This window comes from Planomonospora sp. ID67723 (assembly GCF_015711605.1).
Taxonomy (GTDB): Bacteria; Actinomycetota; Actinomycetes; order Streptosporangiales; family Streptosporangiaceae; genus Planomonospora_A.
Map to the genome: position 1 here is coordinate 1,096,415 of NZ_JABTEZ010000001.1, position 22,198 is coordinate 1,118,612.

Sequence of the window (22,198 nt, forward strand, 5' to 3'; positions counted from 1 at the left end):
ACCGGCGTCAGGAGCCGGCCGGTACCGGCGGCGCGCTCGGCACGATGAAGGGCTCCAGCAGGCTGGGAACCGCTTCCTCGGCGAACGCGAGCCCCTGCCCGACGTGGACGTCTCTGACCCGGTAGGCGCCCGCGGCCGTCGCCGCGGTGAGGGTCATCAGCCCTCGGCGGCGCTGCGCCGGGGACCGGCCGACCGTCCAGCCGATGACGGCGTCCCTGCGCAGTGCCACCGTCCTGCGTCTGGCCGTGCCGTACCTGGTGAGCAGGTAGCGGCCGGTCAGGCCGTGGCCGAGGCTGCGGTGGGCGTCGGCGGCCAGCAGCAGGGCGACGGGCACGCAGGCCGGGGCGAGCAGCCACAGCGTGTCCGGGACCCAGCTCAGCCAGGCCCCCAGCCCGGCCAGCGACACGGCCAGGAACGCCGGCGGCCAGACGGCTCGCGACAGCCGCAGTCGCAGGGCGGCGCGCGGATGCGGGCGCAGGTGAGCCGTCAGCGCGGGGTCGCCGAGCACCTGTGCGGCCACCTTCAGCGCCGTCCGCCGGGGCGCGGGTGGCAGCAGCGCGGCGGAGGTCCGCTCTTCCCGGTCGTCGGGGTCGATGCCGGCGACGAGCGCCCGGAGCCGGGCCCCACCGCCCCAGCGCAACGGCAGCGGCTCCGACAGCTCGGCGCCGCGCAGCCGGTCGGCCTGCAGCGACAACGATCGGGTGGTGAGCAGCCCGCGCCGCATCCTGTAGGCGCCGCCGGGCTCACGGGTCAGCCGGAACCCCCACCACACCTCCACGTGCAACAGCAGCGCCCCCAGCACCCCGATCGCCAGAACGGTCGAAGTGGCGGCCACGGCCACCACCGCCGGAGAGGACCGGGTCGCCTGCTCCCAGACGTCTCGCAGGAACCCCACCTCGGCCGGCTCGACGCCGAAGATCTCCAGCACGCGGAAGAGCGCGCCGAACGGCGCCAGGCCGATGAGCGGCGTCCAGCTGCTCAGCAGGGCGAAGGCGATCCATGCCGGGCGCAGTTCGGCCAGGGCCGCCGGCGCGGACGTCGCGTTCTCACGGCCGAGCAGCAGACGCAGGCTCCCGGCCCGGGACCGTGAGACCGCGTCGAGACGCAGCCCGGACTCATGCTCGCCGGCGCCGATGCGCACCACGGCCACGCCGAGCAGGCGGTGCACCGGTCCGGCCGTCACGTCGACGGCGCGCACCCGGTCACGCGGGACCGAGCGGTGCCGCCGGAACAGCAGGCCGGAGCGGACCTCGACGCGCTCGCCGGTGACGCGGTACCGGGTGGTGGCATATCGCAGCAGGCCGTACGCGGCGATTCCGGTGAGGACGGCCAGCACGGCGACGAGCGGGATGACGGTCCGCAGGCTCGGTCCCATGGTGACGACGGCGGCCACCGCGGGGACCGAGGGGGCGACCGACCAGCTCAGCGCGATCGCGACCGTCCGCGCGTCGAGCCGTTCCCACCCGTCGCCTCCGTGCACGAGGCCGCGGCTCACGTCGCGTCTCCGGGTACGGCCTGCGCCCTGGCCGCCAGCTGCTCGACGAGATCGGCGGCCAGGCGGCGGTCCAGTCCCTGGATCTTGATCGATCCGGCGGCCGAGGCCGTGGTGACCTTCACCCCGGACAGGTTGAAGATCTGCTGGAGCGGGCCGCGCAGGGTGTCGACGGTCTGGATGCGCGACATCGGGGCCACCCGCCACTTGTGCCACAACCAGCCGGAGGCGGCGTAGACCGCGTCGTCGGTGACCTCCCAGCGGTGGACCCGGTACCGCTGACGCGGCATGAGCAGCACGTAGGCCAGGCCGGGCACGGCGACGATGAGCAGCGCCAGCAGCAGCCACGGCCGGGCGGGCGCGATCAGCAGCGCCAGCAGGGCCAGCACGAGCGCCGGCGGCATCGTCGGAACCAGAGCCTGCGCCGTCCACCAGCGGATCGCCCGCGGGGCGACGCGGTGTCGAGGGGGCCGCAGCTCCATTTCCATCATGGCTCCTTCCGGGTCGCCCGGTCGAACAGGTCGGCCAGCTCCCGGGCGTAGGTGTCGAAGTCGAGGTCGTCGTAGGCCGACATCAGGATGAGCACGCCGTCGACCGCCTGTTTGACGGTGACGGCCATCACCCGCGTGGAGAAGGCGCCGAACTCTCCGGTGGCCTGGCCGAGCTGCAGGATCTGCTCGACGATGGTCATCTCGGCCTCGTTGTCCCGCACGCCGAGACGCTGCCGGCCGTCCTCGGTGCGGAAGCTCGTCCAGATGTCCAGCAGGGCCCGCATGTGCCGCTGGTGGGAGCGGTAGAACTCCACGCTCGCCTCGATGTAGGCCCGTAGCATCCCGGCGGCCGTGGTCTGCGCCTCGGTGCGCGGGCGGACGAAGGCGTCCCCGGCGACGGCCGCGTCATCGACGATCTGCTGGACGAGCTCGTCTTTGCTGTCGAAGTGGTAGGAGATGACGCCCTTGCTGATCCCGGCGCGTTCGGCGATGCGGGCCAGGGACGCCTGGGCGTAGCCCACCTCGGCGATCACGTCGATCGCGCACTGGACGATCTGGCCTCGACGAGCCGTCTCGATGAACGAACGGTCCTGACCGCTCGCCTTTCTTTTTGGCCGCATGGCCAAAAAATAGCACAGGTGGCCATCCGACTTCTGATCACTCCACGGCTACGCGGCGGGTGCGGGAACGCGGTGCGGAAGGGCGGCGACCTCTCCGGAGGTCAGCCGGTGCGCCGCCGCTGCGCGGTGTCGGCGTCCAGCACGCTGTCGAGCAGGCCGGGGAAGAGCGCGTCGAGGTCGCTCCGGCGCAGCGCGTTCATCTTCGCCGTGCCCCGGTAGACCTGGCTGATCACGCCGGCCTCGCGCAGCACCCGGAAGTGGTGGGTGGTGGTCGACTTGCTGACCGCCAGCTCGATCGCCGAGCACGCCGCCCCCTCGCCCTCGCCCAGTTCGGCGAGGAAGCGCACCACCTGCAGGCGCATCGGGTCGGAGAGCGCGTGGAGCACGGCCTCCAGGCGGATCTCTGTGCGCTCCGGGTGGTCCAGGGTTCTGGCGGATGCGGTCGACACGGCGGTTTCCTCCCGTTGCATCCTCCAATTGTACGATGACCTTCGTAGTTTGACATCTACCGTAGTACGGTGTTTATCGTATTAGGCGACGGCGGATGCGTCCCGGGCATCCGCTCCCCCGACGAAGGAGTGCGGCCGTGAGCGCGTTGTTCGATCCCCTGACGCTGCGGGACCTGACCATTCCCAACCGGGTCTGGATGGCCCCGATGTGCCAGTACTGCGCGGCGGTCGACGGCCCCGAGCGGGGGGTCCCGACCGACTGGCACCTGTCCCACCTGGGCGCCAGGGCGGTGGGCGGGGCCGGGCTGATCCTCACCGAGGCCACCGCGGTCTCCCCCGAGGGCCGGATCAGCCCCGCCGACCTCGGGCTCTGGAACGACCGCCAGCAGGAGGGGTTCGCCCGGATCGCCCGCTTCCTGCGCGAGCACGGCGCGGTGCCCGGCATCCAGCTCGCGCACGCCGGGCGCAAGGCCTCCACCAGCCAGCCCTGGCTCGGCGACGCCCCCGTCGGCCCCGACCAGTACGGCTGGCAGCCGGTCGCCCCGAGCGCCGTCCCCTTCGCCGAGGACTATCCCGTCCCGACCGAGCTGAGCGTCGAGGAGATCCACCGGCTCGTCGAGGCGTTCGGCGCCGCGGCCCGGCGGGCGCTGGCCGCGGGATTCCAGGTGGCCGAGGTGCACGGCGCGCACGGCTATCTCGTCAACGAGTTCCTCTCCCCGCACAGCAACCACCGCACCGACGCCTACGGCGGCTCCTACGAGAACCGAACCCGCTTCGCCCTGGAGGTCGTGGACGCGGTCCGCGCGGTCTGGCCGGACGAACTGCCGGTCTTCTTCCGCATCTCGGCCACCGACTGGCTGACCGAGAACCCGGAGGACGGCCGCGAGGGCTGGACCGCCGACGACACGGTGCGCTTCGCCAAGGACCTGCTCGCGCACGGCGTCGACCTGCTGGACACCTCCACCGGCGGCGTCGCGGCGGGGGCGCGCGTCATCTCCGGCCCCGGCTACCAGGTCCCGTTCGCGGCCCGGGTGAAGGCCGAGACCGACCTCCCCGTGGCCGCCGTCGGCCTGATCACCGGGGCCCGGCAGGCGGAGGAGATCGTCTCCTCGGGGCAGGCCGACGCGGTGCTCCTCGGCCGGGAGCTGCTGCGCAACCCGTACTGGCCGAACCTCGCCGCGCGCGAGCTCGGCGCCGGGGGTCGCTGGCCCGACCAGTACCACCGGGCCGTCTGACCGGGCCCGCCCCGGACGCCGCCGCAGACGCCGCGGGCCAGGACGCCCGGGGTCCGCCGGGCGTCACGGGACCAGGACGATCTTGCCCCTGGTGTGGCCGCCCGCCATGAGCTCGTGCGCCTTGGCCGCCTCCGCCAGCGGCAGCACCTGGTCCACGTGGACCCTGAGCCTCCCGGACTCCACCAGCTCGACCAGCCGCCCCAGGTCGGCGGCCGAGGGCCGCACGGACACCACCTCCAGCCGGACTCCCAGCTCGGCCGCGCGCTCCGGGGTGATGCCCCCCATGGCGCCGCCGAGCGCGCCGACGAGCAGGCCGCCGGGTCTGAGGGCGGCGGCGGAGCGCTCGCCGTACTCACCGCCGAGCAGGTCGAAGACCACATCCACCGGGCCGGCCTCCGTCACGAAGTCCGCGACGGTGTAGTCGATCAACACGTCCGCGCCGAGTCCGCGGAGGAAGGCGTGGTTGGCGGCCCGGGCTGTGCCGATGACGCGGGCGCCACGCGCCTTGGCGATCTGCACGGCCAGGTGGCCGACGCCGCCGGCGGCGCGGTGGATGAGCACGCTCTGGCCCGCCTGGAGGCGCGCGATGCCGACGAGCGCCTGCCACGCGGTCAGACCGGCCAGCGGGAGCGCGCCCGCCTCCTCCACGGTCAGCCCAGTGGGGCGGTGGACGATCTCGTTGGGCGAGACCAGGACGTAGTCGGCGTAGACCTTGGCCTCGGCGGGGAAGGCGGGCATGCCCAGCACCTCGTCGCCGGGGGCGAACGCCGACACCCCGGGGCCCGCGGCCTCGACCGTGCCCGCGAGGTCCCAGCCGAGCGTGAACGGCGGCTCGCCGAGCAGCGGGTAGTGACCCGCCCGGACGGCCACGTCGACCGGGTTGACGCCGGCCGCCCCGACCTTGACCAGCACCTCCCCGTAGCCGGGCGCCGGGCGCTCCACCTCGGCGAGCTCGAGCACGGACGGGCCGCCGAAGGCGGACTGGGTGACGGAACGCATCATGATCTCCTCGATAGGACCTTGTGGAGATCAATCGTGCGGGAACCCGGTATCCCTTGGAAAGAAGGCACCTTTAAGATATATAGGTACCTTATGGATACCACCTGTGACGTGAGCCGATTCGACGTCGACGCGTACCTGAGAGGCTGTGCCTCGCGGACGGTCCTGGAGGCGATCGCCAACAAGTGGACCTGCCTGCTGGTGGACGCCCTGCAGCACGGTCCGGTCCGGTTCGGCGCGCTGCGCCGCAAGCTCGACGGGATCACCCAGAAGAGCCTCACCCAGACGCTGCGGGCCATGGAGCGCGACGGGATGGTGATCCGCACGGTCTATCCGACGATTCCGCCCCGGGTGGAGTACGAGCTCAGCGACCTGGGGCGGAGCGTGGTCGGGCTGATGGAGGGGATCAAGCGCTGGTCGGAGGAGCACGTGGGCGAGATCCTGACGGCGCGGGACGCCTACGACCTCCGCGCGGAGCAGGAGCCCCGGCCGGTGCCGGTGGGATGAGGCGCCCGCGGCCTGCGCGCCGGCGTCAGCCCGCCGCGTAGCGGAGCATGAACTCCTGGTCCGCGTCGCGTCCCATCTCGGGGTCGCGCGCCTCCCCGGCCGGTTGCGCCGTGGTCATCTGGTCGAACGTGATCCGCTGGGGGAGACGGCGCCACCGCTCGGACCGGTCCTGCTCCACGGCACCTCCTGGCGGTCTGCGGTGATCCCAGGCTACGGCCTCGCGGATCCTCCGAACAGGGAGACCGGAGAGGAGATGTAGGCGGCCAGCGCGTCGGCGGCGCCGGGGATGTCGGTCACGGGGTGGCGCCTCTCGGCGTGCTGCCAGGAGAAGAACCGGCCCCCGTATCCGACGAACACCCAGACGGGCAGGTGTGACTGGCTGGGATGGACGAGCAGGGCCTCCCCCCGCAGGTCGGCGGGAACCCCGCGTTCGACCAGGTGGCAGCGGAGCCTCTCCAGGAATTCGGCCTCGACCATGCCTCCATTATTCATAACCGAGCGTGTCTGTCTTGTTGCGGTGAGTTATGGAACGGGAATCGAAACCCCAAGACCGCCCCGGGTCCGCGCGCCGTACCGCTCCTTCTCCTTGGCGAGGTCGAGCGGCTTGATGCTCGTGCGTCCCGCGAGCACCTCCTCGGTGAGGAGGTCGGCGGGGACGATCCAGGAGACCTCGAACTCCAGGCCGTCGGGGTCCTTGGCGTACAGGGCCTTGGTGGTGGAGTGGTCGGAGGCGCCGGCCAGCGCGCCGAGCCCGCCCAGCGTGGCGGCGATCCGCTCCAGCTCCTCCAGGGTGTCCACCTCCCAGGCGAGGTGGTAGAGGCCCACGGTGGACCGGCCGGCTCCGGACGGTCCCGCCTGGGCGCCGACCTCGAACAGGCCGAGGTCGTGGTCGTTGGTCGAGCCGGAGGCCTGTAGGAACGCCGCGCCCGGCATGCCCATGACGACCGTGAAGCCGAGGGCCTCCCGGTAGAAGGCGACGCTGCGCTCGAGGTCGCGCACGAACAGGACCGCGTGGTTGAGCCGCTGGACCGGCATGATTCCCCCAGAGGAATATTGAATGTTTAACTAGCAGGAACTCCGTCCACAGGAGATGAATTCCCCGGGGAGCGGGTTCCCGCACGCCGCGGTGCGGTCGCGCTCAGGTAGGCCCCCGGGTCGGCGATGATCCGGTGGATGACCTGCCCGGCGGCGCCCAGCGTCGCCGCGTCGCCGCCGAGCCGGGAGACGGCGAGTTCGGGCACGGCGTGGCGCATCGCCGACAGCCGCTCGGCCATGGTGTCGCGGGCGGGACCGGAGATCCAGGGGAACAGCGGAGCGAAGACGCCGCCCAGCACGATCGTGCCGGGGTCGAGCAGATGGACCGCGGAGGTGAGGGCGGTCCCCAGTGCGCGGCCGGCGTTCTCGCAGGCCCGCAGCGCCGCCGGGTCGCCGTCACGGAGCCGGCGGATCAGCTCGGCGACGGCTCCGGGCATCCCGGGCGGGGACGTCTGCCCGGCGGTGCCGGGCGACCCCGCCTCCGCGGAGGCGGGGTCGCGGGAGGCGGTCTGCGGGGCCCCGATCTCCGGGGCGTCCAGGCCCGCGGCGCGGAGCAGGGCCTCCTGTCCGGCGTACTGCTCCAGGCAGCCCCGGCCCCCGCAGCGGCAGGCGGGACCGTCAGGGGAGACCACCACGTGGCCCAGCTCTCCGGCCAGGCCGCGGGCGCCCCGGAAGAGCGCGCCGCCGACCACCAGGCCGGCGCCGACGCCGATCTCCCCCGAGACGTGCAGGAAGTCGTCGTGTCCGGCGCCGAACCACAGCTCGCCCAGGGCGGCGAGGTTGGCCTCGTTCTCCACGGCCAGGGGAAGGGCCGTGGAACCCGTCCCGGGCAGGTCGTCGAAGCGGACGTCGCGCCAGCCGAGGTTCGGGGCGCTGTGCAGCAGGCCGCCGTCCACCGGGCCGGGGACCGCGAGGGCGGAGCCGGCGATCACCAGCCCGGCCGAACGCGCTTCGTCCACAGCCCTGTGGATAAGTTTTCGCAGGCGGGCAAGGGTTTCCACAGGCGATGCGGACCGGTTGTCCACAGCCTGTGTACAACGCGCCCGTACGGCGAGCGTGAGATCCACGATGCACGCGGAGAGGTAGTCGACGTTGATCTCCAGCCCGAGCGCCGCGACCCGCTCGCCGCTCAGGCTGACCGCGGTGCCGGGCCGGCCTCGCTCGCCGTCCCGCAATGTCCCCGTCTCGGCCACCATGCCCGCCCCGATCAGGTCGCCGATCATCTTGGAGACGGTGGTCTTGGTCAGGCCGGTGATCTCGGAGAGCGCGGCCCGGGTGACCGGCCCGCTCCGGCGGACCTCGCCGAGGACCACCCCGAGGTTGCGGGCGCGCATCGAGTCATGGCGTACGGCCTGCGTCATGGCACATCCACCCCTTGACGTTCTCATCTCCTGGGCACATATTAAGTCCATTAAGTGGATTAAATCGGAGGACCGTCCATGAACGCCTACACGCCCACCCCGCAGGACCGCTTCACCTTCGGCCTGTGGACCGTCGGATGGCAGGCCCGCGACCCGTTCGGCGACGCCACCCGGGCCGCGCTCGACCCGGTGGAGACCGTCCACAGGCTCGCCGAGCTCGGCGCGTACGGAGTGACCTTCCACGACGACGACCTGCTGGCCGTCGAGCCCGACCGGGACAAGGCGATCGAGCGCTTCAAGGGCGCCCTGGCGGAGACCGGGCTGAAGGTCCCCATGGCCACCACCAACCTGTTCACCCACCCGGTCTTCAAGGACGGCGCGTTCACCAGCAACGACCGAGACGTCCGGCGCCACGCGCTGCGCAAGGTGATCCGCAACATCGATCTGGCCGCCGAGCTGGGCGCGACCACCTACGTCTGCTGGGGCGGCCGGGAGGGCGCCGAGTCCGACGCGGCCAAGGACGTCCGGGCCGCGCTCGCCCGCTACAAGGAGGGCATGGACCTGCTGACCTCCTACGTGATCGACAAGGGCTACGACATCCGGTTCGCCCTGGAGCCCAAGCCGAACGAGCCGCGCGGCGACATCCTGCTCCCGACCGTCGGTCACGCCCTGGCCTTCATCAACGAGCTGGAGCACCCCGAGCGGGTCGGTCTCAACCCCGAGGTGGGCCACGAGCAGATGGCCGGGCTGAACTTCGTGCACGGCGTCGCCCAGGCTCTGTGGCACGGCAAGCTCTTCCACATCGACCTGAACGGCCAGCACGGTCCCAAGTACGACCAGGACCTCATCTTCGGCCACGGCGACGTGAAGAGCGCGTTCTTCCTGGTCGACCTGCTGGAGAACGGCGGCTACGACGGCCCCCGGCACTTCGACTACAAGCCGCTGCGCACCGACGACGCCGCCGACGTGTGGGACTCGGCCGCCGCCAACATGCGGACCTACCTGATCCTCAAGGAGAAGTCCACGGCCTTCCGCGCCGACCCGGAGGTGCGGGAGGCGCTGGCCGCCAGCCGCGTCGGCGAGCTGTCGGAGCCCACGCTCGCCCCCGGCGAGACCCTCGACGACCTGACCCGCGACGACTTCGACCTGGACGCCGCCGCCGAGCGCGGTTTCCACTTCACGCGGCTGAACCAGCTCGCCCTGGAGCACCTGCTCGGAGTGCGGGGATGACGCTCGTGGCCGGGGTGGACTCCTCCACCCAGAGCTGCAAGGTGGTGATCAGGGACGCCGGGACGGGCGCCCTGGTCCGGCAGGGCCGGGCGGCCCATCCGGAGGGGACCGAGGTCGATCCCGAGGCCTGGTGGGCGGCGCTGCACGAGGCGGTCGAGGCGGCGGGCGGGTTGGACGACGTGGCGGCGCTGAGCGTGGCGGCGCAGCAGCACGGCATGGTCTGCCTCGACGAGTCCGGAGAAGTCGTCAGAAAGGCGCTGCTCTGGAACGACACCCGGTCGGCGCGGGCCGCCGCGGACCTGGTGGACGAGCTGGGCGGACCGCAGGCGTGGGCCGAGGCCGTCGGCAGCGTGCCGGTCGCCTCGTTCACGGTGAGCAAGTTGCGCTGGCTGGCCGAGCACGAGCCGGACAGCGCCCGCCGCACCGCTTCGGTCTGCCTGCCGCACGACTGGCTGACCTGGCGGCTGGGCGGGGCGGCCGGAGAGCTCGTCACCGACCGGGGTGACGCCTCCGGCACCGGCTACTGGTCCCCCGCGACCGGTTCGTACCGCGAGGACCTGCTCCAGGCCGCCTTCGGCTCCGTACCGCAGCTCCCCCGGGTGCTGGGCCCCCGGGACGGCGCGGGCGAGGTCCGCCTCGCCCGCTCCCCGGTCCCGGGCTCCACCGGAACCGTCCCGGTCCCGGACGGGATACGGCTCGCGCCCGGGACCGGGGACAACATGGCGGCCGCCCTCGGTGTGGGGGCGCGGCCGGGAGACGTGGTGGTCTCGATCGGGACGTCGGGGACGGCGTTCGCGGTCGCGGAGGAGCCGAGCGCGGACCCCGGCGGGGCCGTCGCCGGGTTCGCCGACGCGACCGGACGGTTCCTGCCCCTGGTGTGCACGCTCAACGCGGCCCGGGTGCTCGACGCCGCCGCCCGGATGCTCGGAGTCGGTCTCGACCGCCTGGACGAGCTGGCGCTCTCCGCGCCCCCGGGCGCCGGCGGGCTGGTCTGCGTGCCGTACCTGGAAGGGGAACGGACCCCCAACCTGCCGGACGCCACCGGCTCGCTGCACGGGCTGACTCTGGCGACCGCGACCCCCGCCCACCTGGCCAGGGCCGCGGTCGAGGGCATGCTCTGCCACCTGGCCGACGCGTTCGACGCCCTGGGGCTGGACCCGGCCAGGGTGCTGCTCGTCGGGGGCGGGGCGAGGTCCCAGGCGGTGCGGCGGATCGCCCCGGCGGTCTTCGGGCGGCCGGTGGTCGTCCCGGAACCGGGGGAGTACGTCGCCGACGGGGCGGCCCGGCAGGCCGCCTGGCTGCTCGCCGGCTCCGCGGAGCCCCCCGCCTGGGAGACCGGCGCCTCCGAGCGCCACGAGGCCGGCCTCGCGGACTCGGTGAGGGCCCGCTACGCCGAGGTCCGAAGCCGGGGCTGAGCGCCGCGCCCCGGGGGGCGCGGGCGGCCGCCGGACTCCGCCGCCCCCGGTGCGGGGAGACGAACCGCGAGGGGTGGATTGCGCGGGGGACGGCGGGGCAGGCGTGCGGGTGCCCGGGACTCAGGGACGGGTCAGGGTCGGGTCAGGGGTCGATCCGGATGCCCGGACGGGCCGCCGGGGAGAGGGTTGGGACATGCTCCGGTTGAAGATGCTCTACCCCCTGATCGCCTGCGCGGGAATCCTGGTGGCGGCCGTCGTCGCCGTGATCGGCCAGCTCGACCCCGACCCGTACCTGGACCCGCTCAACCTGACGATCAGCGAGTACGCCGTCCTGGACCGGGGCGGTGCGACCGAGTTCGCCATGGTCTCGCTGGGGATCGCGTCGCTCGCGCTGGTCGCGGGGCTGCGGGTGGCGAAGGCGCCGGTGGGGGCGGCGGCGGAGCGGCTGATGCTGGCGTGGAGCGGGGCGCTGGTGCTCATCGCGGTCGTGCCGACCACCGCGCCCGGGCTGGTGCTGGACGCCGGCGCTCAGGTGCACCGGTACGTCTCGGTCGCCGCGTTCGTCGCGATGCCCCTGGCGGGGGCGCTGATGGTCTCGCGCTTCGACCGGGACGAGCGGTGGCGGGCGGTGGCCAGGCCGGTGGAGTGGCTGGCCCTGGCCGGCGGGTTCGGGCTGCTGGCGATCACCTATGTCGCCCTGCCCGGGGACCGGGTGCTGATCGGGTTGGTCGAGCGGCTGCTGCTGGGAGCAGAGGTCGCGCTGGTCGGGCTGCTGGCCGTCCGGCTGCTCCAGCTGACCTGGGTCCGGGGCACCCGCGCCGCACAGGTCACAGTGGGCTGACTTGTCACTGTGCATGACTATTTCATGACATGTCACGAATAGGACACGGATATCTGGACCAGGCAGTGCTATCCTCGTCGCCGGTCTAGCGATCGCCCGGAGGGGTCCTCTCCTCTGGCGCCCCCGGAGCGAACCGTCGAGGTGACATGGCATCGAGCAGGTCCATCCGGTTCAAGGTCTCCGTGCTCCTGGCGATTCCCCTCACCTCGCTGGTGGCGTTGTGGGGCTTCTCCGCCGTCACGACCGTGGGCGACGCGGTCGGCATGCTCAACGTCGCCACGCTGGACGAGGCGATCATCAGGCCCGGTGACGCGCTCCTGGGCAACCTCCAGCGCGAGCATCTCCTCTCCGCCGAATATCTGGCCACCCGTTCGGAGGCGGACCGTTCCACGCTGATCGGCCAGCGCACCGTGACCGACCAGGCCAGGGCCAGGCTCCGCGAGGAGTCGGCCGCCGACTCCGTGCAGTCGGCCCTGACCCCGGAGATGAAGGTCCTGTTCGACTCGATGATGACCCGCATCGAGCAGCTCGACGCGCTCCGCGCCAGGATCGACGAGGACCGGATCGGGATCACCGAGCTGACCGAGAAGTTCGCGCTGATGCCCGACGTGTTCCAGCGGCTCACCCAGAGCATGGCGATCGACAACGATCCCGAGACGCGCGGCGTGATCATGCTCGGCTACTCCAAGGACTTCCTCACCCGGCAGCGCGCGATCGCCGCCGGGGCACTGGCGGTGGAGCGGCCGCTCTCGCCCGAGGAGCTGCGCCTGTTCTCCCGCTTCGCCGCCACGCACTCCTTCCTCATGAAGCAGGGCCTGGCGGACCTGAGCTCCGAGGAACTGCGCGCCCCCTTCGCAGAGGTGGCGGCCTCGCCGTTGCACGACCGTTTCATGGCGATGGAGGAGCGGCTGCTGTCCGGCGCCACCGTGCCGCACAGCGAGTGGCGGTCCGTCACGGACCAACTGGAGGCCGCCTTCCAGACCAAGGTCACCGCGGCCACCGTCATCCTGGTCGAACGGGCCGGTCCTCCCGCCATCACCATCTTCGTCAAGGCCGGCGTCGCGGGCTTCGTCGGGCTCCTGGCGGTCATCGCCTCGCTGGTCGTCTCCTACCGGGTGGGCCGCGGCCTCACCCGGGAGCTGGGCGGGGTACGGCAGGCGGCCACGGAGGTGGCGGAGGTCCGGCTCCCCCGGGTCATGGAGCGGCTGCGCCGGGGCCAGGCGGTGGACGCGGCGGCGGAGGCGCCCCCGCTGGAACCGCTGGGCAGCACCGCCGAGGTCCACGCCGTCACGGCCGCGTTCGACAGCGTCCGGCGCCGCGCGCTGGACGCCGCGGTGGAGCAGGCCAGGCTGCGCGAGGGCGTCGCCCAGTCCTTCCGCAACCTCGCCCGGCGCAAGCAGAGCCTGCTGCAGCGCCAGCTCAAGCTCCTCGACGGGATGCAGAAGCAGACCGAGGACCCCGAGACGCTGGAGGCCCTCTTCAAGCTCGACCACCTCACCACCCGCATGCGGCGCCACGCCGAGGGCCTGGTGATCCTGTCCGGCGGGGCGGCGGGCCGCAAGTGGCGCTCGGCGGTCCCGATGGAGGACGTGCTGCGCGGCGCGGCCGCCCAGGTCGAGGACTACGCCCGGGTGCGGATCTACCCGATGCCGGGCAGCACGCTGACCGGTGGCGCGGTGGCGGACCTGATGCACCTGTTCGCCGAGATCATCGAGAACGCGACGGTCTTCTCCCCGCCCGGCGCAGAGGTGTCGGTCCGGGGCGAGCTCGTGGGCCGGGGGTTCGCGGTCGAGATCGAGGACCGGGGACTCGGCCTCGCCCCGGAGAAGCGCGATGCGATCAACGCGCGGCTGGCCAGCCCGCCGGAGTTCGACCCGGCGGAGACCGATCGGCTCGGTTTCGCGGTGATCGGCATCCTGGCCGCGCGGTACGGGATCAACGTGGTGCTGAGGTCCTCGCCGTACGGGGGGACCGGGGTGGTCGTCCTGATCCCCGAGACGCTGCTGGGCGAGCCGGAGCCGGTGCAGCCGCCGCGGCCGAAGGCCGGCGCGGTGGCCGAGCTCGCCGGTGCGAGCGCGCCCGGTGACACCGCCGAGCCCGCTCGGTCCACCGGGCAGGTGCCGGCGCGGGCGCACGCGGCCACGGACGTGTGGAGGACGTCGCAGCGGCGCAACGGCGGCCTGCCCCGCAGGGTGCGCCAGACGAACATGTCGCCGCGGCTGCGGCAGGAACCCGAGGCGGTTCCGGCGGCCGGGCCGGAGACCGGACCCCTGGCGGGGACCGGATCCCCGGCGGCGGCCGGATCCACGGCCGGAGCGGAGACTTCCAGGAACGAGGAGAGATCGCCGGAGGAGGCGAGGGCGTTGCTGAGCTCGCTGCAGTCGGGGTGGCGGCGCGGGCGGTCGGAGAGCGAACACAACGGTGGGGAAGGGGCTTGACCACGTGCCGGGTGAGCTGTATTGGCTGTTGGACGACTTCGTCACGAGCGTGGCGGACGTCTCACACGCGCTGATCCTGTCCAACGACGGACTGATGATGGCCTCGTCGAGAGGACTGAGCAAGGAGGACGCCGATCATCTGTCGGCGGTGGCCTCTGGCTTCCAGAGCCTGGCCAAGGGAACGAGCCTGCAGTTCGGCGGTGGATCCGTACGGCAGACCATGGTGGAGATGGACTCCGCGTTCCTGTTCGTCACCTCGGCCGGGCAGGGCAGTTGCCTGTGCGTCATGACGACGGGGGCCGCGGACGTCGGGCTGATCGCCTACGAGATGGCCAGGCTGGTCGGCCGGGTCGGGCAGCATCTGGCCACCGGCCCCAGGGCGGCGGGACAATGAGCGACGAGATCGAGTGGATCGACGAGGAGGCGGGACCGGTCGTCCGCCCCTACGCCATGACCGGCGGCCGGACCAAGCCGTCCTCGACCGCGTTCGACCTGCTCTCGATGGTGGTGGCGACCGGAGCGGAGATCTCTCCCAGGGCGCACCTCGGCTCGCAGCACCGGCGGCTGCTCAGCCTGGTCGGCCGGGCCCGGCCGATCGCGGAGATCGCCTCGGACGTGCAGCTGCCGATCGGGGTGATCAGGGTCCTGCTGGGCGACCTCCTGGATCAGGGTCTGATCCTGGTCCGGCAGCCGATGCCCGCGACCGCCTCGCCCGCGCAGAGCCTCCTGCAGGAAGTGATCAACGGGTTGCGCGCCCTGTGACGCCGCGGTGAGCCTTCACGGGGCTCCCTCCCTCGGGGAAGAGGGAAGGAGCCCCGCGGCGGGCGTGTGCTAGGACTGGCTCGCGGTCAGCACCTTCAGGGAGTGCTCCACGAGCGTGATCAGCACGGTCTTGGCCGACGCGCGGCGCCGTACGTCGCACATGAGCACCGGGACGTCGGGGTCCAGGTCCAGGGCGGAGCGCACGTCCTCGGTGTCGTAGCGGTCGGCGTCGTCGAAGCAGTTGACCGCGACGATGAACGGCGTGCCGCGCTGCTCGAAGTAGTCGATCGAGGGGAAGCAGTCGGTCAGCCGCCGGGTGTCGGCCAGCACGACCGCGCCCAGCGCGCCGTAGGACAGCTCGTCCCACATGAACCAGAAGCGTTCCTGGCCGGGCGTTCCGAACAGGTAGACGACCAGGCCCTCCCTGATCGTGATGCGGCCGAAGTCCATCGCGACCGTGGTGGTGGTCTTGCCCTCCACGCCGTCGGTGTCGTCGATGCCGATGCCGCGGTCGGAGAGCACCTCCTCGGTGCGGAGGGGACGGATCTCGCTGATCGCGCCGACGAGCGTGGTCTTGCCCACACCGAAGCCGCCCGCGATGAGGATCTTGAGCGCGACGGGTTCGTCAGAGGGCTCGAAGTCCATTGATCACTTCCTTGAGAATGCGCTCACTCGCCGAGGCGCGTCCGATGGATATGAGGCCGTGGTCCTGCAGATCGCCCAGGAGGACGCGGACCACGCCGAGCGGCAGGCCGAGCTCCGAGGCGACGTCTGCGACCGAGGTCGCGGTGGTGACCAGGGCGAGGATGCGTTCCTGTTCCGGTCCGGGGACGAACCCTCCGGACGGCGCGGCCCCGGTCGCGGTGACCAGGGCGACCAGGTCCAACGCGTCGCCGGAGGACCGGGTGCGGCCTCCGACGAGCGCGTAGGGCCGGACCACGGGTCCGGCCTCCTCATCCATCCAGTGGGTCATGACAAGCCTTGGCGTGGATTGGCCGATATGTGCTGTCCGACCCTCTTGACCAGCATCGCCATCTCGTAGGCGATGTGGCCGACGTCGGCGTCGGAGTTGCTCAGCACGGCGAGGCAGGTTCCCTGCCCGGCGGCCGTGACGAACAGGAACGCCGACTCCATCTCCACGATGGTCTGGCGGACGTCGCCGCCGCCGAAATGGCGTCCGGCCCCGCGCGCAAGGCTCTGGAAACCGGCGGCGACGGCGGAGAGATGCTCGGCGTCCTCCCGGTTGAGACCCTGGGAGAAGCCGACGGCGAGCCCGTCGGTGGACAGGATCACCGCCTGCCGTACCGCGCCCACCCTGCTGATCAGGTCGTCGAGGAGCCAGTTGAGTTCGCCGGTGTTGCTTAGTTTCCCGGCCATGTGACCTCCTCTGTAGGACTTGTGACCATGATGCCGTGTCTGGTGTCCTCGCTCCGCCCGGTCACGTGTCCTCCTTTTCGCCGCTCTTGTCGGATGCGAAGTCGTTTCCGTGGTCCTCGCGCCCGCGTCGCGTGCCCGCCTGGAAGGCGGAGAACAGCGCACGGGCCTCCTCCGGCCGGCGTCCGGCCGGTTCGGGTTCCGGCTCCCGCCCGGCGGGTCCGGTGGACCCGCCGGGTCCGTCCGGGGCGGGGTCGTCCTGGCGGAGCTGGGGGGCGAGGTTCGCCTGCCGTACGCGGCGGGGCAGGTTCCCGGGGCCGGTGGTCTCGCGAACCGGCGCTTCCGCGTCGTCCGTACGGCTCGTGCCGCCCGTGCCCGCCGCGCGGCTCGGGTCGGCGACCACGGTGAGCGTCGGCGCCGCGAGGGGCGGGGAGGCCGGTTCGGGGTTACGGGGAACCGTCCTGGTACGGCGGGGCAGGCCGGTGCCGGCGGAAGGGGCCGGAGCCAGCGCGGCCGTGGAGGCGGCCTCGGGGAGCTCGGCACGCCCGGTGAGCCGCTCGGCGGTGACGGAGACGGGGGCGGCCTCGGCGATCACGCCGCGTGGGATGAGCACGATGGCCGTGGTGCCGCCGAACGAGGACGCGCGCAGGACGATCTGGATCCCGTGCCGGGCGGCGAGCCGCCCCACCACGAACAGGCCCAGCCGGTCGCTGTCGGCCAGGTCGAACTCCGGCGGGTCGGCCAGCCGCGCGTTGATCTCCGCGTACTCCGCCGAGCCCAGGCCGAGCCCCCGGTCCTCCACCTCGACGGCGAAGCCGTTGGCCACCATCTCACCGCGCACGGTGACCATGGTCTGCGGCGGAGAGTAGACCGTGGCGTTCTCGATCAGCTCGGCGATGAGGTGGGCGATGTCGGCGACGGCCCCCCCGTCGAGCATGACGTCGGGCAGCGGCGCCACGTTGACCCGCTTGTAGTCCTCCACCTCGGCGATGGCCGCCCGGACGGCGTCGACCACCGGCACCGGCCTGTGCCAGACCCGGCCGGGCGCGGCCCCGGACAGGATGATGAGTCCCTCCGCGTGGCGGCGCATGCGCGTGGTCAGGTGGTCCAGCCGGAACAGGTCGTCGAGGCTGTCGGGGTCGGTCGCCCGGCGCTGCATGCTGTCCAGCAGGGCGAGCTGGCGGTGGAGCAGACCCTGCTTGCGGCGGGCGAGGTTGACGAAGACCTGGCTGACGCCGCGGCGCAGGCGCGCCTGGCCGACGGCGGCCTCGACCGCGGTGCGCTGCACCGAGCCGAAGGCGCGGGCCACGTCGCGGATCTCGGCGGAGCCCCTCGGCTCGATGGCCGGGGCCTCGGCTTCCACGTCCACCTCCTCGCCGTGCCGGAGCCGTGTGACCAGCCGCGGGAGCCGTACGTCCGCCAGGTCGAGCGCGGTGGAGCGGAGGCCGGCCAGCTCGCCGGCGAGGCGGCGGCCGAAGCGGACCGAGATGACGATCGAGGCGATCACCGCGACCAGGCCGGCGCCGCCCGCGACGGCGATCCGGATCACGATGCCGGTGGCCAGCGACCCGGACTGCTCGGCCAGCGCGGTTCCGGAGGCGGCGCCGAGCCGGTCGAGCCAGTTCGCCAGGGGGTTCACGACTTCCGACCAGCGCCCGGCCTCGGCGGGCAGCCGGTCCCCGGTCCCCGAGACGATGGCCCGCTCCATGGCGGTGAACTTCTCGAAGGCGGTGGAGCTGAGGGTCTCCCGGTAGGGCCTGCCGAGGGTGACGTCCAGCGCGGACAGGCCGCGCGCGTGCAGGAACTCGCGGGTGGCGGCGTACTCGGCGAAGGCGGTGCGCTCCTCGGGGGAGAGCCGGGAGTCGATCAGCGCGCCGCTGATCAGAGCGCTCTCCCTGGCCATCATCTCCCGGGCGTTGCCCATCACCTGCATCGCCGTGGCCTGCTGGAAGACCATCAGGTCGGGGACGGCGACGAGCTGGCTGTACAGCAGGAAGACCGAGTCGAGGATCTGGTTGTAGCTCGACAGCACGCTCAGCCGGGTGCTCTGCCCGTCGTCGATCCCGGCCCGGATCTCCCGGAGCCCGTCGAGTTTGCCGAGCGTCTCGTTCACGGAGACGCGGAGTTCGGCGGTGGCCGGCCGGTACCCTCGCGCGGCGTCCCGGAACCGCCTGACCGCCAGGTCGGTACGGCTGCGCTGCTCGCCGATGCCGCTGGTGAGGACCCGCGAGGTGATCGCCACCGACGACTGGGACCGCTCGGCCTGGAGCTGGCTCCCCAGCTCGGTGGAGGCCGCGCCGACCATCTCGTAGAGGGCGTCGGCCCTGAGCAGGGCGGTGCCGTCGCCGACGGTGAGGTTGAGCACGAAGCCCCACAGCGCGCTCAGGGAGAGCAGGGGCAGGAGCAGCAGCAAGAAGATCTTGAACCGAATCGAGCGGTTTCCAGAGCCCATGCCCACTCGTCCCAACCTCTGAGTGTGTGGAGGCTTGCGCTGTTCGGGGATGAAATGCGCCTCCGGAAGATCGGACAGGAGACTAGCACCGATTAACGTTTTGGCGCAGTGGAGGATCCGCATCTGTCCTGTTTCCGCTGGCAGTGTCCCTACCGCCGGTGTATCCGTGGGGTGCGGAGTTCCTTCGGGTTTCACCCGGCGTTGGCCGGAGGTTCGCGGCGGCCTCGTTAGAGTCCGGGGCTTGTGAGTGAGCGCAGCGAGCCGATGGGTACGGCAGCTTGCTCGCAGGTCCGACGGAGGAGGGCTTGTGAGTGAGCGCAGCGAGCGAGCCGATGAGTACAGCAGCTTGCTCGCAGGTCCGACGGAGGAGGGCTTGTGAGTGAGCGCAGCGAGCGAGCCGATGAGTACAGCAGCTTGCTCGCAGGTCCGACGGAGGAGGGCCTGTGAGCGTCGCCGCCCCCGTCCGGACGGCCTTGCCCGGGGAGGCCGGCCGCGATCCGTTCTTCGACAACGCCAAGTTCCTGGCGATCGTGCTGGTGGTCTCCGGGCATCTGATCGAGGACCTGAGGGACGTGGGGGTGGCGCGTGCGGCGTACTTCTACGTCTACCTGTTCCACATGCCGCTGTTCATCGTGCTCAGCGGTTACCTGTCGCGGAATTTCACCTTCTCTCCCGGCAAGGCGCGCAAGCTGATCAGTACGCTCGCCGTGCCGTACGTGATCTTCGAGCTGGCCTACACCCTGCCCCGGCTGATCATGTACGGCAGGCTCGACATCAGCCTCCTCGACCCGTACTACCTGACCTGGTTCCTGATGTCGTTGTTCCTGTGGAGGCTGTCCACGCCGGTCTGGCAGCAGCTCAGGTGGCCGCTGGCGGTCGCGGTGGGGCTCTCGCTGCTGTCGGGGACGAGCGCCCTGCCCGACGAGCTGTCGATGAACCGCACGCTCGGCCTGCTCCCGTTCTACGTGCTCGGCCTGATGCTCCGGCCCGAGCACTTCGCCGGGCTCAGGCGGCGCGCGGTCCGGATCGCCGGAGCGGTCACGCTGGCGGCCGGGGCCGCGCTCGCGCTGGCCGTGCACGCCGAGGTGAAGACCGAGTGGATCCGCTGGCGGCACGCGAACGAGGCGATCGGGGTGGACGACCTCACCGGGAGCCTGATCCGGCTGGGCCTGCTGGCCGCGGGCGCGCTCCTGGTCGCGGCGTTCCTGGCCGTGACCCCGTCCCGCCGGACCTGGTACTCCGGCCTGGGCGCGGCGACCATGTACGCCTACCTGCTCCACGGGTTCGTGGTGAAGGTCGCCGAGCGGTTCTACGGCGACTGGGCCGCGACCGTGCCGGGAGTGGCCGTCGTCGCGGCCTTCGGGGTCGGGCTCGCCGCGCTGCTGTGCACGCCGCCGGTGCGGAGGGCGGCCCGCTGGGCGGTCGAGCCCCGGATGAGCTGGGCCTTCACCAGGCTGAGGCGTCCCGCGTGAGCGGACCGCGCTCGCCGGGCCGGGGTGGCGGGCGCGGGGTGCGGGGTGTGCGGCGGGCGGAGACCGGGGCACCGGAAGCGGGAACGGAAACGGGAAGGGTGCGGGAAACGGCCGCGGGAACGCGGTGCCGGGCCCGTTCGTTGCCGGGGCGGGACGAACGGCGCGGGCCGCGACGGGGGCCGGTGGCGTCCGGCCCGCCCCCGGCGGGTGGTGGAGCCGGACCCGTCGGAGTAGCGTCCGCATGCAGGATTCCGCTCGGTGACGGTCCGGGGGTGCGCGTGGTCGGAAAGCAGGGCAGGGTCACCGGCAGGATCGGCCCTGGTCTGGTCGGTGAGGTGATGCTCCAGGTCCGCGGGGGCGTCGAGGCCTTCTACGCGCACCCCACCGTCCCCGACGAGGAGATCTCCGTGGGCTCCATCATCGTCGTCGTGGAGTACTTTCCGCCCCGGACCGTCTACGTCGCCCGCGCGCTCGCCTGACTCCCCCTCTCCCGCACCGTGGAGGTCACGATGCCTACGGAATTCCTCGTCATCGGCGGGATGGCCGTCGCCGCCGTCCTCGTTCTCATCCTGTTGTTCAAGGCGATCTGGCGGGTGGCCGAGCCGAACGAGGCGTTGATCATCTCCGGGCTGGGCGCCCGCGGGAAGTCCGAACTGGCCGACAGCCTGGGATTCAAGATCGTCACAGGCAAGGGCACGGCCGTGCTCCCCGGCTTCCAGACCGCCCGCCGGCTCCGGCTGGACAGCCGCGCCGCCAACCTCCAGGTCTCCTGCGTCACGCAGCAGGGCATCCCGGTGGTCGTGAAGGGCGTGGTGATCTACAAGGTCGGCGACGACCTGCACTCCATCGCCAACGCCGCCCGGCGCTTCCTCGACCAGCAGGACTCGATGAACGGAGCGATCCACGAGCTGTTCACCGGCCACCTGCGCTCGATCATCGGCAACCTGACCGTCGAGGACCTCATCCTCAACCGCGAGCGCCTGACCGGCGAGACCCGGGCCTCGGCCGCCGACGAAATGATCAAGCTCGGCCTGATCGTCGACTCCCTGCAGATCCAGGAGATCGACGACGAGACCGGTTACATCACCAACCTCGGCAAGCCGCACGCCGCCAGGATCGCCGCCGCCGCCCGCATCGCCGAGGCCCAGCGCGACCAGGAGGCCACCGAGGCCGAGCAGATCGCCGCCGCCAACAAGGCCGCCGCCTGGCGCGACGCCCAGATCAAGCAGGCCTCCTACCAGGCCGAGATCGACGAGGCCCAGGCTCGCTCCCGCCAGGCCGGGCCTCTCTCGGAGGCCTCGGCCCGCCAGGAGGTCGTGGTCCAGGAGACCCGCGCCGCCGAGCTGGAGGCCGCCCTGGCCGAACAGCGGCTCCAGGCGCAGGTCCGCAAGCCCGCCGACGCCAAGGCCTACGAGACCGTGACGCTCTCGCAGGCCGAGCGCGACGCCCGCATCGCCCAGGCCGAGGCCGAGGCCCGCGAGACCGAGCTGCGCGCCGCGGCCCAGGCCTCCCAGGTCAAGCAGGCCGCCGCAGCCGAGGCGGAGTCGGTACGGCTGCGCGGTGAGGCCTCCGCGGCGGCGACCAAGGCGACCGGTCTCGGCGAGGCCGAGGCCGCCAAGGCCCGCGGCCTGGCCGCAGCCGAGGCGGCGAAGGCGCAGGGACTCGCGGAGGCCGAGGCGGCCAAGGCGAAGGGCCTGGCCGAGGCCGAGGCGATCCGCGCCCGCTCCGAGGCCCTGGCCGAGAACCAGGAGGCGGTCATCGCCCAGCAGCTCGCCGAGAACTGGCCCAGGATCGTGGAGGCGGGCTCGAAGGCGTTCGGCAACGTCGATCACATGGTCGTCCTGAACGGCGCCCAGGGCATCGAGGAGATGCTGGCCAAGGCTCTGACCCTCGGGGGCACCGGGCTCGGCCTCGCCCGGTCCCTCCTGAACGGCGGCGCCCCCGCCGCTCCGGTTCCCAACGGCTCCGCGCCCGACGTCACGCAGAAGGCCGTGGACACCGCGTCCTGACCTCCCCTGGGAGCCC

General features: G+C 72.3%; 24 protein-coding genes. 11 read left to right on the top strand and 13 right to left on the bottom strand.

What is annotated here, in order from left to right; genetic code table 11:
• Nucleotides 1-7: 7 nt before the first annotated feature.
• From HS041_RS05230 to HS041_RS05245, 4 genes are all read right to left on the bottom strand, one after another.
• On the bottom strand, nt 8-1,495 hold the full coding sequence (locus tag HS041_RS05230; RefSeq protein WP_196439352.1) for a PH domain-containing protein: 1,488 nt from the start codon (nt 1,493-1,495) through the stop codon (nt 8-10).
• Nucleotides 1,492-1,983: a PH domain-containing protein gene (locus HS041_RS05235; RefSeq protein ID WP_196439353.1), complete on the bottom strand. Its 492-nt coding sequence runs from the start codon at nt 1,981-1,983 to the stop codon at nt 1,492-1,494. The genes HS041_RS05230 and HS041_RS05235 overlap by 4 nt, the downstream gene beginning before the upstream one ends.
• On the bottom strand, nt 1,980-2,603 hold the full coding sequence (locus tag HS041_RS05240; RefSeq protein WP_196439354.1) for a TetR/AcrR family transcriptional regulator: 624 nt from the start codon (nt 2,601-2,603) through the stop codon (nt 1,980-1,982). The genes HS041_RS05235 and HS041_RS05240 overlap by 4 nt, the downstream gene beginning before the upstream one ends.
• A gap of 101 nt (nt 2,604-2,704) precedes the next feature.
• Nucleotides 2,705-3,073 (bottom strand): ArsR/SmtB family transcription factor, encoded by a 369-nt coding sequence (locus HS041_RS05245; RefSeq protein ID WP_196439355.1) that lies wholly within the window; start codon nt 3,071-3,073, stop codon nt 2,705-2,707.
• Nucleotides 3,074-3,189: 116 nt separating this feature from the next.
• Here HS041_RS05245 and HS041_RS05250 point away from each other — a divergent pair, with 116 nt between their 5' ends.
• On the top strand, nt 3,190-4,287 hold the full coding sequence (locus HS041_RS05250) for an NADH:flavin oxidoreductase/NADH oxidase (RefSeq protein WP_196439356.1): 1,098 nt from the start codon (nt 3,190-3,192) through the stop codon (nt 4,285-4,287).
• Nucleotides 4,288-4,350: 63 nt separating this feature from the next.
• Here the strand turns inward: HS041_RS05250 and HS041_RS05255 are convergent, their stop codons facing one another.
• The gene (locus tag HS041_RS05255) at nt 4,351-5,289 is read right to left on the bottom strand and encodes an NADP-dependent oxidoreductase (protein ID WP_307845177.1); all 939 of its coding nucleotides are present in this window, start codon (nt 5,287-5,289) and stop codon (nt 4,351-4,353) included.
• Nucleotides 5,290-5,397: 108 nt separating this feature from the next.
• Between HS041_RS05255 and HS041_RS05260 the strand changes: the two genes are divergently transcribed.
• The gene (locus tag HS041_RS05260) at nt 5,398-5,793 is read left to right on the top strand and encodes a winged helix-turn-helix transcriptional regulator (protein WP_307845178.1); all 396 of its coding nucleotides are present in this window, start codon (nt 5,398-5,400) and stop codon (nt 5,791-5,793) included.
• A gap of 25 nt (nt 5,794-5,818) precedes the next feature.
• On the opposite strand, the gene HS041_RS05265 is transcribed toward HS041_RS05260, so the two are convergent.
• The 4 genes from HS041_RS05265 to HS041_RS05280 are packed head-to-tail and all read right to left on the bottom strand — an operon-like array spanning nt 5,819 to nt 8,189.
• Nucleotides 5,819-5,971, bottom strand: coding sequence for a hypothetical protein (locus tag HS041_RS05265; RefSeq protein WP_196439358.1), 153 nt, complete (start codon nt 5,969-5,971; stop codon nt 5,819-5,821).
• Between the two features lie 32 nt (nt 5,972-6,003).
• The gene (locus HS041_RS05270) at nt 6,004-6,270 is read right to left on the bottom strand and encodes a hypothetical protein (protein ID WP_196439359.1); all 267 of its coding nucleotides are present in this window, start codon (nt 6,268-6,270) and stop codon (nt 6,004-6,006) included.
• A 45-nt stretch (nt 6,271-6,315) separates the two neighbouring features.
• Nucleotides 6,316-6,828: a VOC family protein gene (locus HS041_RS05275; RefSeq protein ID WP_196439360.1), complete on the bottom strand. Its 513-nt coding sequence runs from the start codon at nt 6,826-6,828 to the stop codon at nt 6,316-6,318.
• Nucleotides 6,829-6,854: 26 nt separating this feature from the next.
• The gene (locus tag HS041_RS05280; protein WP_196439361.1) at nt 6,855-8,189 is read right to left on the bottom strand and encodes an ROK family transcriptional regulator; all 1,335 of its coding nucleotides are present in this window, start codon (nt 8,187-8,189) and stop codon (nt 6,855-6,857) included.
• Between the two features lie 78 nt (nt 8,190-8,267).
• On the opposite strand from HS041_RS05280, the gene xylA reads away from it, so the two are divergent.
• From xylA to HS041_RS05310, 6 genes are all read left to right on the top strand, one after another.
• Nucleotides 8,268-9,419, top strand: a complete 1,152-nt coding sequence (gene xylA / locus HS041_RS05285; protein ID WP_196439362.1) for a xylose isomerase — start codon at nt 8,268-8,270, stop codon at nt 9,417-9,419.
• Nucleotides 9,416-10,834, top strand: coding sequence for a xylulokinase (gene xylB / locus HS041_RS05290; RefSeq protein ID WP_196439363.1), 1,419 nt, complete (start codon nt 9,416-9,418; stop codon nt 10,832-10,834). Before xylA ends, xylB begins: the two co-directional genes overlap by 4 nt.
• A gap of 193 nt (nt 10,835-11,027) precedes the next feature.
• Complete coding sequence (locus HS041_RS05295) at nt 11,028-11,675, top strand: DUF998 domain-containing protein (RefSeq protein WP_196439364.1); 648 nt, start codon at nt 11,028-11,030, stop codon at nt 11,673-11,675.
• A gap of 146 nt (nt 11,676-11,821) precedes the next feature.
• Nucleotides 11,822-14,113 carry a sensor histidine kinase gene (locus tag HS041_RS05300; RefSeq protein ID WP_196439365.1) on the top strand — a complete coding sequence of 764 codons (2,292 nt, stop codon included), beginning with the start codon at nt 11,822-11,824 and terminating at the stop codon, nt 14,111-14,113.
• 4 nt (nt 14,114-14,117) lie between these two features.
• A complete protein-coding gene (locus tag HS041_RS05305; protein WP_196439366.1) occupies nt 14,118-14,507 on the top strand; it encodes a roadblock/LC7 domain-containing protein in 390 nt (129 codons plus the stop codon).
• The gene (locus tag HS041_RS05310; RefSeq protein WP_196439367.1) at nt 14,504-14,875 is read left to right on the top strand and encodes a DUF742 domain-containing protein; all 372 of its coding nucleotides are present in this window, start codon (nt 14,504-14,506) and stop codon (nt 14,873-14,875) included. Before HS041_RS05305 ends, HS041_RS05310 begins: the two co-directional genes overlap by 4 nt.
• A 69-nt stretch (nt 14,876-14,944) precedes the next feature.
• Here HS041_RS05310 and HS041_RS05315 read toward each other — a convergent pair whose 3' ends face one another.
• The 4 genes from HS041_RS05315 to HS041_RS05330 form a co-directional block, all read right to left on the bottom strand.
• On the bottom strand, nt 14,945-15,520 hold the full coding sequence (locus HS041_RS05315) for a GTP-binding protein (RefSeq protein WP_196439368.1): 576 nt from the start codon (nt 15,518-15,520) through the stop codon (nt 14,945-14,947).
• Nucleotides 15,501-15,848, bottom strand: coding sequence for a DUF742 domain-containing protein (locus HS041_RS05320; protein ID WP_196439369.1), 348 nt, complete (start codon nt 15,846-15,848; stop codon nt 15,501-15,503). The genes HS041_RS05315 and HS041_RS05320 overlap by 20 nt, the downstream gene beginning before the upstream one ends.
• Complete coding sequence (locus HS041_RS05325; RefSeq protein WP_196439370.1) at nt 15,845-16,252, bottom strand: roadblock/LC7 domain-containing protein; 408 nt, start codon at nt 16,250-16,252, stop codon at nt 15,845-15,847. The genes HS041_RS05320 and HS041_RS05325 overlap by 4 nt, the downstream gene beginning before the upstream one ends.
• Before the next feature lie 61 nt (nt 16,253-16,313).
• Nucleotides 16,314-18,701 carry a sensor histidine kinase gene (locus tag HS041_RS05330; RefSeq protein WP_196439371.1) on the bottom strand — a complete coding sequence of 796 codons (2,388 nt, stop codon included), beginning with the start codon at nt 18,699-18,701 and terminating at the stop codon, nt 16,314-16,316.
• 443 nt (nt 18,702-19,144) lie between these two features.
• Between HS041_RS05330 and HS041_RS05335 the strand changes: the two genes are divergently transcribed.
• The 3 genes from HS041_RS05335 (at nt 19,145) to HS041_RS39160 (ending at nt 22,182) form a co-directional block, all read left to right on the top strand.
• A complete protein-coding gene (locus HS041_RS05335) occupies nt 19,145-20,173 on the top strand; it encodes an acyltransferase family protein (RefSeq protein ID WP_196439372.1) in 1,029 nt (342 codons plus the stop codon).
• A gap of 272 nt (nt 20,174-20,445) precedes the next feature.
• Entirely contained in the window at nt 20,446-20,652 is a 207-nt protein-coding gene (locus HS041_RS05340; protein ID WP_230879048.1) for an NfeD C-terminal domain-containing protein, read from the top strand.
• A gap of 30 nt (nt 20,653-20,682) precedes the next feature.
• Nucleotides 20,683-22,182: an SPFH domain-containing protein gene (locus HS041_RS39160; protein WP_196439373.1), complete on the top strand. Its 1,500-nt coding sequence runs from the start codon at nt 20,683-20,685 to the stop codon at nt 22,180-22,182.
• The last annotated feature ends 16 nt before the right edge of the window (nt 22,183-22,198 follow it).